The sequence below is a fragment of the Pseudomonas sp. RC4D1 genome, assembly GCF_018390395.1.
Taxonomy (GTDB): domain Bacteria; phylum Pseudomonadota; class Gammaproteobacteria; order Pseudomonadales; family Pseudomonadaceae; genus Aquipseudomonas; species Aquipseudomonas danubii.
The window spans coordinates 2,616,369-2,631,443 of record NZ_JAHBAW010000001.1; the positions used below are offsets into that span (position 1 = coordinate 2,616,369).

At 61.3% G+C, this 15,075-nt stretch carries 10 protein-coding genes; 8 read left to right on the forward strand and 2 right to left on the reverse strand.

Going from position 1 to position 15,075, the window contains the following annotated elements:
* Positions 1-243: 243 nt before the first annotated feature.
* The 4 genes from KHO49_RS12085 (at position 244) to KHO49_RS12100 (ending at position 3,698) form a co-directional block, all read left to right on the forward strand.
* Positions 244-732: a DUF3015 domain-containing protein gene (locus tag KHO49_RS12085; protein ID WP_011063564.1), complete on the forward strand. Its 489-nt coding sequence runs from the start codon at positions 244-246 to the stop codon at positions 730-732.
* 92 nt (positions 733-824) lie between these two features.
* Positions 825-2,678 carry an Lnb N-terminal periplasmic domain-containing protein gene (locus KHO49_RS12090; RefSeq protein ID WP_213665058.1) on the forward strand — a complete coding sequence of 618 codons (1,854 nt, stop codon included), beginning with the start codon at positions 825-827 and terminating at the stop codon, positions 2,676-2,678.
* Between the two features lie 99 nt (positions 2,679-2,777).
* Entirely contained in the window at positions 2,778-3,134 is a 357-nt protein-coding gene (locus KHO49_RS12095) for a hypothetical protein (RefSeq protein ID WP_110652076.1), read from the forward strand.
* A gap of 72 nt (positions 3,135-3,206) precedes the next feature.
* Positions 3,207-3,698, forward strand: a complete 492-nt coding sequence (locus KHO49_RS12100) for a GreA/GreB family elongation factor (RefSeq protein WP_102882266.1) — start codon at positions 3,207-3,209, stop codon at positions 3,696-3,698.
* 6 nt (positions 3,699-3,704) lie between these two features.
* Here the strand turns inward: KHO49_RS12100 and gdhA are convergent, their stop codons facing one another.
* Both gdhA and ettA read right to left on the reverse strand, forming a co-directional pair.
* Positions 3,705-5,042, reverse strand: a complete 1,338-nt coding sequence (gdhA, locus tag KHO49_RS12105; RefSeq protein ID WP_102882267.1) for an NADP-specific glutamate dehydrogenase — start codon at positions 5,040-5,042, stop codon at positions 3,705-3,707.
* Positions 5,043-5,364: 322 nt separating this feature from the next.
* A complete protein-coding gene (gene ettA, locus KHO49_RS12110; protein WP_092309880.1) occupies positions 5,365-7,029 on the reverse strand; it encodes an energy-dependent translational throttle protein EttA in 1,665 nt (554 codons plus the stop codon).
* Positions 7,030-7,311: 282 nt separating this feature from the next.
* Here ettA and KHO49_RS12115 point away from each other — a divergent pair, with 282 nt between their 5' ends.
* From KHO49_RS12115 to KHO49_RS12130, 4 genes are all read left to right on the forward strand, one after another.
* A complete protein-coding gene (locus KHO49_RS12115) occupies positions 7,312-11,160 on the forward strand; it encodes a sensor domain-containing protein (protein WP_102882268.1) in 3,849 nt (1,282 codons plus the stop codon).
* Positions 11,161-11,354: 194 nt separating this feature from the next.
* A complete protein-coding gene (gene glyA, locus KHO49_RS12120) occupies positions 11,355-12,608 on the forward strand; it encodes a serine hydroxymethyltransferase (RefSeq protein ID WP_102882269.1) in 1,254 nt (417 codons plus the stop codon).
* Between the two features lie 338 nt (positions 12,609-12,946).
* Positions 12,947-14,260 carry a C4-dicarboxylate transporter DctA gene (locus KHO49_RS12125; RefSeq protein WP_102882270.1) on the forward strand — a complete coding sequence of 438 codons (1,314 nt, stop codon included), beginning with the start codon at positions 12,947-12,949 and terminating at the stop codon, positions 14,258-14,260.
* Positions 14,261-14,339: 79 nt separating this feature from the next.
* Positions 14,340-15,053: a FadR/GntR family transcriptional regulator gene (locus KHO49_RS12130; protein WP_102882271.1), complete on the forward strand. Its 714-nt coding sequence runs from the start codon at positions 14,340-14,342 to the stop codon at positions 15,051-15,053.
* Positions 15,054-15,075: the final 22 nt, after the last annotated feature.

Genomic DNA, 15,075 nt, shown 5'->3' on the forward strand with positions numbered 1-15,075 from the left:
GCATTCTGGCGCCGGGTATGCCCGGCTGGCAAGGCGCGCCTCAGGGGAAAGCATAGACAAGGCGGATACAGCTACCCGCCCCATGTAAAACCAGCTATTTCAGGCATTGTTTTGTAAAAATCTACGGAACCCATGGAACCTGCCTAAACTCCAAACTGCGCGGCTGGATAGATAACCGGCCCACTGGCGCCAATCAGCGCCAGTCTCCCTGTCCATTGGTATGCACACAAAGAGAACAACGCTATGAAACGGATTCTTCTCGGTACTCTTTTCACCGCTGTATCCCTCAACGCCATGGCTCAGGCGCCAGGCGGTCCGGATTGCGGCTGGGGCAACATGCTGTTCGAAGGTCAGCGTGGTACTCCAGCGCACTTCCTGGCTTCCACCACCAACGGCACCTCCGGTAACGCGACCTTCGGCATGACTTCCGGCACCAACGGCTGCTCCACCAATGCATCACTGACTTACGGTGGTAAATCCTGGTTCGCCATGAACGGCATGATGAACGAGCTCTCCGAAGACATGGCCAAGGGCCAAGGCGAAGCCTTGACCACCTACGCCGTGGTACTCGGTGTCGCCCCTGAAGACCGTGCGCACTTTGCTGCGGTCACCCACGAACACTTCCAACAGATCTTCAGCAAGGCTGACGTGACCGCGGAAGATGTGCACACCAATACCCTGGCCGTGTTGAAGAACGATGCGCGCCTGGCGAAATACGCCACTCCAGCTTAAGCTCGACCCGCCCGCTCCCCCCGGGGAGCGGGTTTTGTCTTCTTGACCTTGCCCATCTTGGGTCTTTGTATTTCCGACTTAAGTTGCCCACCATGCTCAAACGCCTTGCCTACCTGGCGCTCTTTGTCTGCGCCCCGCTGTATGCCGCGCCCCACATCGATCCCCAACGTTTGCAGCAACTGGCCAATGACCCGTTCTGGATTTCCATCGGACACTATGAAACCGCCAAGCTGGGCGGCTGGCGCAGTTATGTCAGTGATCCGAAGTTCTTCCTCGCAACCGATGGCGCCCACCATCCCGACGCCGAGCTGAGCGCGACGCTGAACGCCCTCTACGCTGCCCCCGACGCCGGTGACCGGCATGCGCAGTGCGTCTATCCGTCCCGCACCCGCTGGCTCAAGGCACAACTGGGGCTGAATGACTTGCCCCAAGTCGAGTGCAGCGAATTCAAACAATGGTTCAAGGATGTCTCACCCCACAGCACCGTGATGATTTTCCCCGCGGCCTACCTCAACAGCCCCTCATCGATGTTTGGCCATACCCTGCTACGCATCGACCAGGCCGACGTACAAAGCAACAACACGGCCCTGCTCAGCTACGCGATCAACTTCGGTGCCTATATCGAAGGTTCGGACAACAGCATCCTCTACGCGTGGAAAGGCCTGATGGGCGGCTACCCCGGACTGTTTGCCCTGGTGCCCTACCAGGAGAAGCTTTCGGAGTACCGCAGCCTGGAAAACCGCGACCTGTGGGAGTACCGCCTGAACCTGACGCCAGTTGAAACCGAGCGCATGGTGGAGCACGTCTGGGAGCTCAAGCAGATCAAGTTCGACTACTTCTTCTTCGATGAGAACTGCTCCTACCGCCTGCTGGAGTTGCTACAAGTCGCCAGGCCCAGCCTACGCCTGACCGGACAATTCCCCTTGACCGCCATTCCCACCGACACGGTGAAGGCGGTCAAGGACGCCGGGCTGGTGGAGCGCATCGACTATCGCCCGTCCCGGGAGCGGGAGCTGCTCAGCCGCGCCCAGCCCCTGAGCCACGACGAACAGCAATGGGTGCTCAAGGTCAGCGCCGATCAGAAACAACTGCAAGGCGCCGAGTTCAAGGCCCTGCCACGGGCTCGCCAGGCCTTGATCGTCGACGCCGCCTACCGCCTTGAGCGTTATCGGGCCAACGGGCTGGAGCGCGATACCGAGCGCTCCCAGCGCAGCTTCGAACTGTTGCGGGCAATCAACCAGAACCCCGCGCCGGAACTGCAGATCGAACGCCCTGGCCTGCCGGAGGATGGTCACCAGTCCCGTACCTGGCAACTGGGGCTCGGAACCCGGGACGACAAGGCCTTTGCCGAATACGGCCTGCGCATGGCCTACCACGACCTCAATGACAACGCCGAGGGTTTCCCATTAGGGGCGCAGATCGAAATCCTGCAGATGAAACTACGCCAGTACGAAGGCAACCGCTGGCAGTTGCAACAACTGGACCTGGCGACCATCCGCTCCCTGACTCCACGCAACGAGCTGCTGCAACCCTGGTCCTGGCAGGTCACTGGCGGCCTGGAGCGGGTGCCTGGCAAGCACGACGATGAAACCCTGGTCAGCCACGTCAACGGCGGCGCCGGCGGTACCTGGCAGTTGGGCGAGGACACCCTGGGTTTTGTCCTGGGTACCGTGCGGGTAGAACACAACGCCGACTTCGCCGGGTTCATCGCCCCGGCGGCAGGCTTCAACTCCGGGCTGCTGTGGAAGAACCCACTGGGCAACTTCAGCCTCGAAGCCAAGGGCGACTACTTCACCAACGGCGAAGTCCGCCGCAGCCTGAGCCTCAACCAGCAATGGGAACTGTCCCGCAACCTGGGCCTGCGCCTGAGCGCGCAGCGCGAGTTCAGCCAGCTGGCTACCCCGGTCAACGAAGTCATGCTCGAACTCAAGTGGTATCACTATTAAGAACAGCTGCAAGCCTCAAGTTGCCAGCGACAAGGTTTTCACGCGTCGCCGACAATCGCCCTTCTAGACTTCACTCAGGTGAAGCCTGGGAGTGACTCGATGTGGCGTTATGGTTGGGCAGTGCTGGCACTGGCACTGATCGGTGGTTGTGAGTCGAACCACGAGTATTTGCTCAAGCAAGGCTATCCGCCGGCCTTTGTCGACGGCTTCGACGCTGGCTGCGTCAGCGGCCGTCAGGTAGCAGGATCGATCAGCGGTGAGTATCGCAAGGACGTTCCGCGCTACCTCAAGGACCCGCAGTATGCCGAGGGCTGGAACGATGGTTTCCGCCAGTGCCAGGGCATGCTGGAGAACCAGGAGCGCAATGAGTACCGGGAACGTCACTGGGACGAACGGGAACGTGCCTGGCAGCAGGAGAAGGACCGTGACGCGGCTCGGACTTATCGCTCGCAGTAAGTCGTTTTTAGCTAACCGCCCGGGTCAAAAGCCTGCAACCATGGTCCATCGCTCCCTTTAAGGAGAACAACCATGAGCCGCGCTTTCGTCAATGAAGATCTGGCCGCAGCCCAGGTCGAGCAACCCGTGGAACGTCAGATCAGCACCCTGCCCAACTACGTCACGCCCCTGGGTTTTGCCGAGTTGCAGGCCAAGGTGGCAGAACTGCACAGCCAGCACTCGGCACAAACCGACTTGGGGGACGCCGCAGACCAACAGCAGGTGGCGGAACTGGAACGGGACCTGCGCTATTTCTCGTCACGCCTGCACAGCGCCCAGGTGGTCAATGCAAGCACCTGCGACAAGGTGCAGATCGGCAGCCGCGTGACCTTCGCCGATGAACAGGATCAGCAACAGAGCGTGCAGTTGGTCGGTGAGGATCAGGCCGATGCCGCCAGAGGCCTGATCAATTGGGCCTCGCCCCTGGGCCGTGCCCTGATGGGGGCACAACCCGGTGACGAAGTCCTGTGGCAACGGCCGGCTGGGGATCAGTTGATCGAAATCATCCGAATCGAACTGGCCTGAGACGGCTCAGACCACGCCCTGGGCCAGCATGGCATCGGCAACCTTGACGAAGCCGGCGATGTTCGCCCCTTTGACGTAGTTGATCCGACCGTTCTCTTCGCCGTAATGCACGCAGGCATGGTGGATCGACTGCATGATGGCGTGCAGCTTGCTGTCCACTTCACCGGCAGTCCAGAGCAGGCGCATGGCGTTCTGCGACATCTCCAGCCCGCTCACCGCCACTCCGCCGGCATTGGATGCCTTGCCCGGGGCGAACAGGATGTCGGCCTCGATAAAGATATCCACAGCCTCCAGAGTGGTCGGCATGTTGGCGCCTTCGGCGACGCAGATGCAGCCGTTGCGCAGCAGGGTACGCGCAGCCTCGGCATCCAGTTCGTTCTGTGTGGCGCATGGCAGGGCGATATTGCAGGGCAAGTCCCATGGGGTTTTCCCGGCGCGGAACTCCAGGCCGAATTGAGTCGCCAGTTCACTGATGCGTCCACGCTTGACGTTCTTCAGTTCCAGCACCGCCAGCCATTGTTCTTCGCTCAGGCCGGACTCGCAGTACAGGGTGCCTTCGGAGTCCGACAGGGAGATCACCTTGCCGCCCAAGTCCATGACCTTGCGGGCCGCGTATTGCGCCACGTTACCGGAACCGGAAATCGCCACTCGCTGACCTTCAACCCGGGCACCACGACGCTTGAGCATTTCTTCGGCGAAGTACACACAACCGAACCCCGTGGCTTCCGGACGGATCAGGCTGCCGCCGTAGCTGATGCCCTTGCCGGTGAATACCGAGGTGAACTGGTTGCTCAAGCGCTTGTACTGACCGAACAGGAAGCCAATTTCCCGGGCTCCGACGCCGATATCGCCCGCAGGCACGTCAACATCGGCACCAATATGCCGGTACAGCTCGGTCATGAAGGCTTGGCAGAAGCGCATCACTTCAGCATCGCTCTTGCCTTTGGGATTGAAGTCGGAGCCACCCTTGCCGCCGCCCATGGGCAGGGACGTCAGGGAGTTCTTGAAGGTCTGCTCGAAGGCGAGGAATTTCAGCACGCCCATGTTGACCGACGGATGGAAGCGCAAGCCGCCCTTGTAGGGACCGATGGCGCTATTCATCTGGATGCGGAAACCGCGATTGACCCGGACCTTGCCCTGATCGTCGACCCAGGACACGCGAAACACCACAGTGCGTTCCGGTTCGCAGATTCGCTCGAGAATACCGGAGCTCAGATAGTGCGGATTGGCCTCGAGAAATGGCCAGAGGCTGCGCAGGACCTCTTCCACCGCCTGATGAAACTCAGGTTGGTCCGGATCGCGCTTTTTCAGGCGGGCGAGGAAATCTTCGACGGATTCGATCATGGGAAGTCTCGGCAAATTTATTGTCGTTAAGGGGAGATTTGCCCGGGACTTTATCAATTCAACTCGCACCGCGACAGCGCAAAATGTCGCAGATATGAATTTAAATGGTGCATTAGATATAAATGACGACGATTTACAGGGATTTTGTGCACGGATTTGGTGGCACAAATTGCATGGCCTGCACGTTTTTGGGGAGTCGCAGAAAACCCTTCACCGGTCAGCCGACGCCTACCGCAACGGCAGTATTTTTGTAGGCGCCGGCTTACCGGCGAACAAAAAAAACGGAGCCCGAAGGCTCCGTTTGTTTCAAGCAGCGAGCCGATCAGGCCAGCTTCTTGTGCCGCACACGGTGCGGTTGCGCTGCGGCTTCGCCCAGGCGCTTCTTGCGATCGGCTTCGTACTCGGTGTAGTTGCCTTCGAAGAACACCGCTTGCGAATCGTCTTCGTACGCCAGGATGTGAGTGGCCACCCGGTCCAGGAACCACCGATCGTGGGAAATCACGATGGCGGCGCCCGGGAAGTCCAGCAGGGCCTCTTCCAGGGAACGCAAGGTTTCGACGTCGAGGTCGTTGGACGGTTCGTCGAGCAGCAGGACGTTGCCGCCCTCTTTCAGGGTCAGGGCCAGGTGCAGACGGCCACGCTCACCACCGGACAGGTCCTTGACGAACTTCTGCTGGTCGCCACCCTTGAAGTTGAAGCGACCGACGTAGGTACGCGACGGGATCTCGTAGTTACCAATGCGGATCTGGTCGGAACCGTCGGAAATCTGCTGGAACACGGTCTTGCTGCCGTCCAGGTCCTCACGGCTCTGATCCACGCAGGCAAGCTGCACGGTCTCACCGATCTCGATGCTGCCCGAATCCGGGGTTTCCTTGCCCATGAGCATGCGGAACAGGGTCGATTTACCGGCACCGTTACCACCGATCACGCCGACAATGGCGCCTTTGGGCATGGAGAACGACAGGTTGTCGATCAGCACGCGATCGCCGTAGCCCTTGGTGACGTTCTTGAACTCGATGACCTTGTCACCCAGGCGCGGACCGGCCGGGATATAGATCTCGTTGGTTTCGCTGCGCTTCTGGAATTCCTGGGACTGCATTTCCTCGAAGCGTTGCAGACGAGCCTTGGATTTCGACTGGCGGGCCTTGGCGCCTTTGCGCACCCACTCCAGCTCTTCCTTCATGGCCTTTTCATGGGCCGACTGCTGCTTGGATTCCTGGGCCAGACGCGCAGACTTGGCTTCCAGCCAACCCGAATAGTTGCCCTCGTAAGGAATACCGGCGCCGCGGTCGAGCTCGAGAATCCAACCGGCGACGTTGTCCAGGAAGTAACGGTCGTGCGTAATCGCGACCACGGTGCCTGGGAAGTCGTGGAGGAAGTGTTCCAGCCAGGCCACGGAATCGGCATCCAGGTGGTTGGTTGGCTCGTCGAGCAGCAGCATGTCGGGGGCGGACAGCAGCAGGCGGCACAGGGCCACACGACGCTTTTCACCACCGGACAGGTGCTCGACCTTGGCGTCCCAGGCCGGCAGGCGCAGGGCGTCGGCGGCCACTTCCAGCTGGCGCTCCAGGTTATGACCGTCGCTGGCTTGCAGGATGGCTTCCAGCTTGGCCTGCTCGGCGGCCAGCTTGTCGAAATCGGCATCCGGCTCGGCGTAGGCGGCGTAGACTTCGTCCAGGCGTGCCTGGGCGTCCTTGATCACGCTCACCGCTTCCTCGACCACTTCACGCACAGTCTTGGTTGGATCCAGTTGTGGTTCCTGAGGCAGGTAGCCGATGTTCAGGTCCGGCATCGGACGGGCTTCACCTTCGAACTCGGTATCGACGCCGGCCATGATTTTCAGCAGCGTGGACTTACCCGAACCGTTGAGGCCCAGTACGCCGATCTTGGCGCCAGGGAAAAAAGACAGGGAGATGTTTTTCAGGATTTCCCGCTTCGGCGGAACAACTTTGCCCAGCCGATGCATGGTGAAGACGTATTGAGCCATGGTGAACCTAGCGTCAGTGACAGATGAATAGAACGGGCCGGGCCCGGGCCAGGCCATGCGCGGCACCGGCATTGACCATGATCAATACCGACGGGCGGAAAAAGCCTGATTGTTTGGAGCTGGAACGCTCCCGCGTAACCGGCAAAACTACCTCAATGCACGATCCAGGTCCAGCCAAGCGGGACTGGCACTTTGCCACAACTCAAGGCATGCTAGCCGCCCTTCGGGCGTCCGGCTTATAGTGCACGTCGCGCCAGCCCAGCCAAACCGCAGGATCACAGCTTGTCCAACGTCATTTCGCCACAGCCCGCGCGCGCTAAAGCCTCCGCGTCGGCCCTTCCTTTGCGGGGCACACTCAAAGGCGCACTGGCGACGCTGGTGCTATTGCTCCTGGCCCTGTTGTTCTGGCAACTGCTCGATCAACTGCAGCAAACCCGCAAGGACCAGCGCCAGCACGCCATCGACTACAGCGCCGATCTGGCCGACCACCTGAGCCTGAACCTGGCGCTCAATGCCCAGATCGCCCTCAATCTGCTACCGACCGTCGAAGCCCCCCAAGACAGCCAGCAACAACAGCAACTGCTGCAAAAGCTCAAGCGCTCCCTGCCGGACGTCCGCAGTTTCGCCCTGCTGGACAGCCAGGGGCAGATCCTCAGCGACAGCGCCACCGACAGTCAGGATGCTCTCTGGCTCGCCGAACTGGTCCAGCGCAGCCGTTCCCAGCGCTATTACTACAGCAATCCTGCCGACGGTTCAGTGGTGCATGTCTTGCTGCACCAGGCCAGTGGCTCGACTCGCAGTTTCTGGATACTGCGCATGTCCCCCAGTTTCCTGCAGACCCTGGTGCGGCAAAGCGAGGAAAGTTTCAAGCCGACCTGGGTGATCGAGAATCGCCTGAGCCGACAGGTGATCAAGCGCGACGAACGCAGCGCCCCGACCCCAGGCATGCTGGACCCCGACGAGATGGCCAGCAGTGTGCTGCTGGTGCCTTTGAACAATAGCGACTGGCAGCTGCGCGGGCTGTTCGACCAACGGGCGGTGATCGAGGAACTGCTGCCGGCCTTTATCGGCAAGTGCCTGCTGGGCCTGGCGTTCTCCCTGCTGCCGGTGATTGCCCTGCTCAACATGCGTCGGCGCCAACGCCAGCTCCACGAGGGCCGGCGACGCTATCAGGATATTTTCGAGGGCACAGGGGTCGCCCTCTGCGTCCTGGATATCTCCGGGCTCCCGGACCTGCTCGGCCAACACCATTTACACAACAGCGAGCAGCTCAAGCGCTGGCAATCCAGCCATCCGGACCACCGTCGCCAGTTGCTGAAAGAATTGCGCATCACCGAAGTCAATCAGGTGGCGCTGCGCCTGCTCAATGTCGAATCCAGCGACCAGGCCTGGCAGCTACTGATCGAAGGCTGCCCGAAGAACGGCAACGCCATCGGCGGCCAGTTACTGGAAGCCGTGGTCAACCAGCAGAAACAGTTGGAACTGGAGATCAAGCTCAGCGACGCCCAAGGCAATGACCAGCATCTATGGCTGGTGCTGCGCCTGCCGGAAGCGACAGAGGATTACAGCGCAGTGATCCTCAGCATCAGCGACATCACCAGCCGCAAGCTGATCGAGCTGTCGCTGCTGGAGCGCGAAGGTTTCTGGTCGGACGTGGTGCGCACCGTGCCCGATCACCTGTATGTGCAGGACGTGATCAGCCAACGGATGATCTTCAGCAACCACCACCTGGGCCAGACCCTCGGCTACAACAAGACCGAACTGCACCAGATGGGCGAGTACTTCTGGGAAATCCTCCTGCACCCGGAAGACGCTGACCTCTATCACCGCCTGCGCCAGGAACAGCGCCACTCGGCCTACGCCCAGCTCCTGCAATGCCAACTGCGCTTCCGCCACCGCAGCGGCCAGTGGCGGCGCTTCGAGATCCGCGAACAGGCCCTGGCCCGGGATCGCTACGACCAGGTGACGCGAATCATCGGCGTGGCCAAGGACATCACCGACCAGATCGAGGCCAGCGAGTCGCTGCGTGACAGCGAACAGCGCTACCGCATGCTCGCCGAAAGCATCAGCGACGTGATCTTCTCCACTGACAACAAGCTGTCGCTGAACTACGTCAGCCCCTCGGTGCATGCGGTGCTCGGCTACGACGTGGAGTGGATCTTCCAGAATGGCTGGCAGTCCACCATCGCCAACCCACAGCAACTGGCCGGCATTTACACCCTGATGGACCGGGTCAGCAAGGCCCTGGATAAACCCGAGCAACTGGCGCAATTGCGCAGCCAGGTGCAGACCCAGCTGTTCCTGTTCGACTGCCTGCGAGCCGATGGGCGCAAGATCCCCATCGAACTGCGCCTGGTCCTGGTGTGGGACGAACACGGCGCCTTCGAGGGCGTACTCGGGGTTGGCCGCGATATCAGCCAGCAACGCCGGGCGGAAAAAGACCTGCGCATGGCGGCCACGGTATTCGAGCACTCGACCTCGGCGATCCTGATCACTGACCCCGCCGGCTATATCGTCCAGGCCAACGAAGCCTTCAGCCGGGTCAGCGGCTACGCGGTGTCCCAGGTGCTTGACCAGTTGCCGAACATGCTCACCGTCGACGACCAGCAGGAAGCCCACCTGCGCTATGTGCTCAAGCAGTTGCACCAGCACAGCAGTTGGGAAGGCGAAGTCTGGCTCAAGCGCCGCAATGGCGAGCACTACCCGGCCTGGGTCGGCATCACTGCGGTGCTCGACGATGAAGGCGACCTGGCCAGCTACGTATGCTTCTTCAGCGACATCAGCGAGCGCAAGGCCAGTGAACAGCGGATTCACCGCCTGGCCTACTACGACGCCCTGACCCACCTGCCCAACCGCACCCTGTTCCAGGACCGTCTGCACACCGCGCTGCAATCGGCGGAGCGGCAGAAGTCCTGGGTGGTGCTGATGTTCCTCGATCTGGACCGTTTCAAGCCGATCAACGACTCCCTGGGCCACGCGGCGGGTGATCGCATGCTCAAGGAAATGGCCACCCGCCTATTGGGTTGCGTCGACGATGACGACACCGTGGCGCGCATGGGTGGCGACGAATTCACCCTGCTCCTGCAACCGCGCGCCAGCCGCGAGATCGCCCTGAACCGGGCCATCAATGTGGCCGAGAAGATCCTCGCCAGCCTGGTCAAGCCCTTCGTCCTCGAAGGTCGGGAGTTCTTCGTCACCGCCAGTATCGGCATCGCCCTGAGCCCTCAGGACGGCAAAGAACTGAGCCAGCTGATGAAGAACGCCGACACCGCGATGTACCACGCCAAGGAGCGCGGCAAGAACAACTTCCAGTTCTACCAGGCCGACATGAACGCCAGTGCCCTGGAGCGCCTGGAGCTGGAAAGCGACCTGCGCCACGCCCTGGAACAGGAAGAGTTCGTGCTCTATTACCAGCCGCAGTTCAGCGGCGACGGCAAACGCCTGACCGGTGCCGAGGCGCTGCTGCGCTGGCGTCATCCGCGCCGTGGGCTGGTGCCGCCGGGCGACTTCATTCCGGTCCTGGAAGAACTGGGCCTGGTGGTGGATGTGGGCGACTGGGTAATCAGCGAAGCCTGCCGCCAGCTCAAGTCCTGGCACCAGGCCAAGGTGCGGGTGCCGAAGGTCTCGGTGAACATTTCCGCGCGGCAGTTCTCCGACGGCCAGCTGGGCATGCGCATCGCCACCATCCTCAAGGACACCGGCCTGCCGCCGGCGTGCCTGGAGCTGGAGCTCACCGAAAGTATCCTGATGCGCGAAGTCAGCGAGGCGATGCAGATTCTCGACGGCCTGAAGAATCTAGGCCTGAGCATCGCGGTGGACGACTTCGGCACCGGCTATTCATCGCTGAACTACCTCAAGCAGTTCCCCATCGACGTGCTGAAGATCGACCGCACCTTCGTCGACGGCCTGCCGTCCGGCGAGCAGGATGCGCAGATCGCCCGTGCCATTATCGCCATGGCCCACAGCCTGAACCTGGCGGTAATCGCCGAGGGCGTGGAAACCCACGAGCAGCTGGAGTTCCTGCGCGAACACGGCTGCGACGAGGTCCAGGGCTACCTGTTCGGCCGGCCGATGCCAGCCAACCGCTTCGAAGCGCAGTTCAGCAACGACGCGCTGTTCATGTTCGACTAACCCCCGTGTACGTAGGAGCCGGCTTGCCGGCGAAGGCGATTCAGGGGCCTCTTCGCTGGCAAGCCAGCTCCTACGAGAGATCACGTACTACGTGAAGGCCACTTGTCTGCGACATGATGTCCTTTCATATGCCATCTAAAACCCATTGGGTTAGAATGCCTCCCCTTTCTGCCCCCCGATCCTTGAGGACCGCCATGTTCAGCCGTGATTTGACTATTGCCAAGTACGACGCCGATCTCTTTGCCGCCATGGAGCAAGAAGCTCAGCGTCAGGAAGAGCACATTGAGCTGATCGCTTCGGAAAACTACACCAGCCCAGCGGTGATGGAAGCTCAAGGCTCGGTACTGACCAACAAATACGCCGAAGGCTACCCAGGCAAGCGTTACTACGGCGGTTGCGAATACGTCGACGTGGTTGAGCAACTGGCCATTGATCGCGCCAAGGAGCTGTTCGGCGCCGACTACGCCAACGTCCAGCCACACGCCGGCTCCCAAGCCAACGCAGCGGTCTACCTGGCCCTGCTGCAAGGCGGCGACACCATCCTGGGCATGAGCCTGGCCCACGGTGGTCACCTGACCCACGGTGCTGCCGTTTCCTCCTCCGGCAAGCTGTACAACGCTGTTCAGTACGGCATCGACGCCAACGGTCTGATCGACTACGACGAAGTCGAGCGCCTGGCCGTCGAGCACAAGCCGAAAATGATCGTGGCCGGTTTCTCCGCCTACTCGCAGATCCTCGACTTCCCGCGTTTCCGCGAAATCGCTGACAAGGTCGGTGCCTACCTGTTCGTCGACATGGCCCACGTGGCCGGTCTGGTCGCCGCTGGCGTCTACCCGAACCCAGTGCCATTCGCCGACGTGGTCACCACCACCACCCACAAGACCCTGCGCGGTCCACGTGGCGGCCTGATCCTGGCTCGCGCCAACGCCGACATCGAGAAGAAGCTGAACTCCGCGGTATTCCCGGGCGCCCAGGGTGGCCCGCTGGAGCACGTGATCGCCGCTAAAGCGATCTGCTTCAAGGAAGCGCTGCAGCCTGAGTTCAAGGCCTACCAGGAACAAGTGGTGAAGAACGCCCAAGCCATGGCCGAAGTGTTCATCGCCCGCGGTTTCGACGTGGTTTCCGGTGGTACCAAGAACCACCTGTTCCTGCTGTCGCTGATCAAGCAGGACATCTCCGGTAAAGACGCCGACGCCGCTCTGGGCAAAGCGTTCATCACCGTGAACAAGAACTCCGTGCCTAACGATCCACGTTCCCCGTTCGTCACCTCCGGCCTGCGCTTCGGTACTCCGGCTGTGACCACCCGTGGCTTCAAGGAAGCCGAGTGCAAGGAACTGGCCGGCTGGATCTGCGACATCCTGGCGGACCTGAACAACGAAGCGGTGATCGACGCCGTGCGTGAGAAGGTCAAGGCCATCTGCAAGAAGCTGCCGGTGTACGGCGCTTAATCAGCCCGCAGACCGCAACAGAAAAAGCCCGGCCCAGCGCCGGGCTTTTTTGTGCCTGGATGACCGCCGCACCAGGCGCTGAAAGGAGCCTGCGAGGTCTTGCGAACGCAAGATACTCGGCGATCGCAGCCTACGGCAGCGGCTACAGTGGCCTGGGGAGGAAAAACCACTGGTCAGACCGGTAAAGCCAATTTTCGTTCAGCATCTTGTAAACCCATAAAACCCGAGCGTAGACTGCGCCTGCACTGGACATACCGGTAAGACCACAATAATTAAGTCCTCCATCCGCTGCGCTCCCCCGCGCACGGCAGACAGGACACCGACCAGGATTCCTCCCCATGCTCAGATGGTGCTCGCGTTCGATTTTCCTCCAGGTTGTGCTCGGACTGATGCTCGGCATCGTGTGCGGACTCACCCTCCCCGAATACTCCTCACAACTCAAACCACTGGGCGACGGCTTCATCAAGCTGATCAAGATGCTCATCGGCCTGATCGTGTTCTGCGTGGTGGTCAGCGGCATCTCCGGCGCCGGCGACCTGAAGAAGGTCGGCCGCATCGGCCTCAAATCAGTGATCTACTTCGAAATACTCACCACCATCGCCCTGGTGATCGGCCTGGTCATGGCCTTCAGCACCGGCATCGGCAGCGGCGCCAATATTCACCTGGAGCAGCTGTCCACCGCCGACATGGGCGATATCGCCCAGCGCGGCCAGCACATGCACACCACCACCCAGTTCCTGATGGACCTGATCCCCACCTCGGTGATCGGTGCCTTTGCCGAGAACAATATCCTCCAGGTGCTGCTGTTCTCGGTGCTGTTCGGCAGTGCCCTGAACCTGGTAGGCGAAGCCGCCTCGGGCATCTCCCGGCTGATCAATGAACTGAGCCACGTGATCTTCCGCATCATGGGCATGATCGTGCGCCTGGCGCCCATCGGCGTGTTCGGCGCCATCGCCTTCACCACCAGCAAATACGGTCTGGATTCGCTGCAGCACCTGGGCAGCCTGGTGGGCCTGTTCTACCTGACTTGCGTCGCCTTCGTCGCGCTGATCCTCGGCCTGGTCATGCGCCTGTCGGGCCTACGCATGCTGCCCTTCCTCAAATACCTGCGCGAAGAGTTGCTGATCGTTCTCGGCACCGCCTCCTCCGACGCCGTCCTGCCGCAGATCATGCGCAAGCTGGAGCACCTGGGCATTGGCAGCTCCACCGTGGGCCTGGTGATTCCCACCGGCTACTCGTTCAACCTGGATGGTTTCTCCATTTACCTGACCCTGGCCATCGTCTTCATCGCCAATGCCACCGGCACGCCGTTGTCCATGTCGGACCTGTTGACCATCCTCCTGGTGTCGCTGATCACCTCCAAGGGCGCCCATGGCATTCCCGGTTCGGCCCTGGTGATCCTGGCGGCGACCCTGACCGCGATCCCGGCAATTCCGGTGGTGGGCCTGGTGCTGGTGCTGGCAGTGGACTGGTTCATGGGCATCGGTCGCGCCCTGACCAACCTGATCGGCAACTGCGTGGCCACCGTGGCCATCGCCCGCTGGGAAAAGGACATCGACGTGCAACGGGCCAACAAGGTGCTCAGTGGTCAACAGGGCTATACCTTCCAGGCGCGAAAACCGGTGGCCGGTGCCCACCAGCAGGAATTTTGATCCAACCTTGTGCCTGCCGACGGCAGGCACAACAATCAGCGCGGCAACAGCGCGCTACCGATAGCTCATGGAGTCAACAGTGATCAGCTCGTCAACGGTTGTGAATTCAGTGGTAGAAAAGCTCCGGGCGGCCCTTGCCCGAGGCCAGTGGCGCTCCGGCGACATGCTGCCCGGGCAACGTGAATTGGCCGAGCAACTGGGCATCAGCCGCCCCAGCCTGCGTGAAGCGGTGATCGTCCTGGAAACCCTGGGCCTGGTGCGCTCCATGCCTGGCAAGGGCGTGGTGGTGCTGGATGCGCCCCAGGGCGAAGCCCAGGGTGCCGAGCGCAGCGTGGCCGGCGCCAGCCTCGAGGACGTGCTGCAACTGCGCTACACCCTGGAGCCCTTCATCGTCGGGCTGGTGGCGCAATCCATCAGCAGCAAGGAAGTCGGCCAGCTGCGCCTGACCCTGATGGACATGCGCGAAGCCCTGGAGGCCAATGACAGCGAAGCCGGGGTCAATGCCTACATCGCCTTCCACGAGGAACTGTTCACCCTGACCAGCAACCCGATCTTCCAGAACGTGGTGCAACAGACCAGCAATGCCCTCAAGCAAAGTGCGCAGATCCTGCGCAATTCGCCGGAGCACCTGGCCGAACGCCTGGAAGAAAATGAAGCCGTGGTGCGGGCGATCCGCAACAAAAACAGCGCCCTGGCCAGCGCCGAGATGCGTCGGCACATCCTCCAGGAAGGCCAGCGCATGGGCATCGAACTGAATATTCCGGACGATCACCTGGGCTCCAACGCCCTGTAATCAACCCCCGAGTCAGCAACTG

Bases quoted from the DNA above. Each gene is read 5' to 3' on its own strand.
- KHO49_RS12085 (WP_011063564.1), top strand. From the start codon at position 244: ATGAAACGGATTCTTCTCGGTACTCTTTTCACCGCTGTATCCCTCAAC.
- KHO49_RS12090 (WP_213665058.1), top strand. From the start codon at position 825: ATGCTCAAACGCCTTGCCTACCTGGCGCTCTTTGTCTGCGCCCCGCTG.
- KHO49_RS12095 (WP_110652076.1), top strand. From the start codon at position 2,778: ATGTGGCGTTATGGTTGGGCAGTGCTGGCACTGGCACTGATCGGTGGT.
- KHO49_RS12100 (WP_102882266.1), top strand. From the start codon at position 3,207: ATGAGCCGCGCTTTCGTCAATGAAGATCTGGCCGCAGCCCAGGTCGAG.
- gdhA (WP_102882267.1), bottom strand. From the start codon at position 5,042: ATGATCGAATCCGTCGAAGATTTCCTCGCCCGCCTGAAAAAGCGCGAT.
- ettA (WP_092309880.1), bottom strand. From the start codon at position 7,029: ATGGCTCAATACGTCTTCACCATGCATCGGCTGGGCAAAGTTGTTCCG.
- glyA (WP_102882269.1), top strand. From the start codon at position 11,355: ATGTTCAGCCGTGATTTGACTATTGCCAAGTACGACGCCGATCTCTTT.
- KHO49_RS12125 (WP_102882270.1), top strand. From the start codon at position 12,947: ATGCTCAGATGGTGCTCGCGTTCGATTTTCCTCCAGGTTGTGCTCGGA.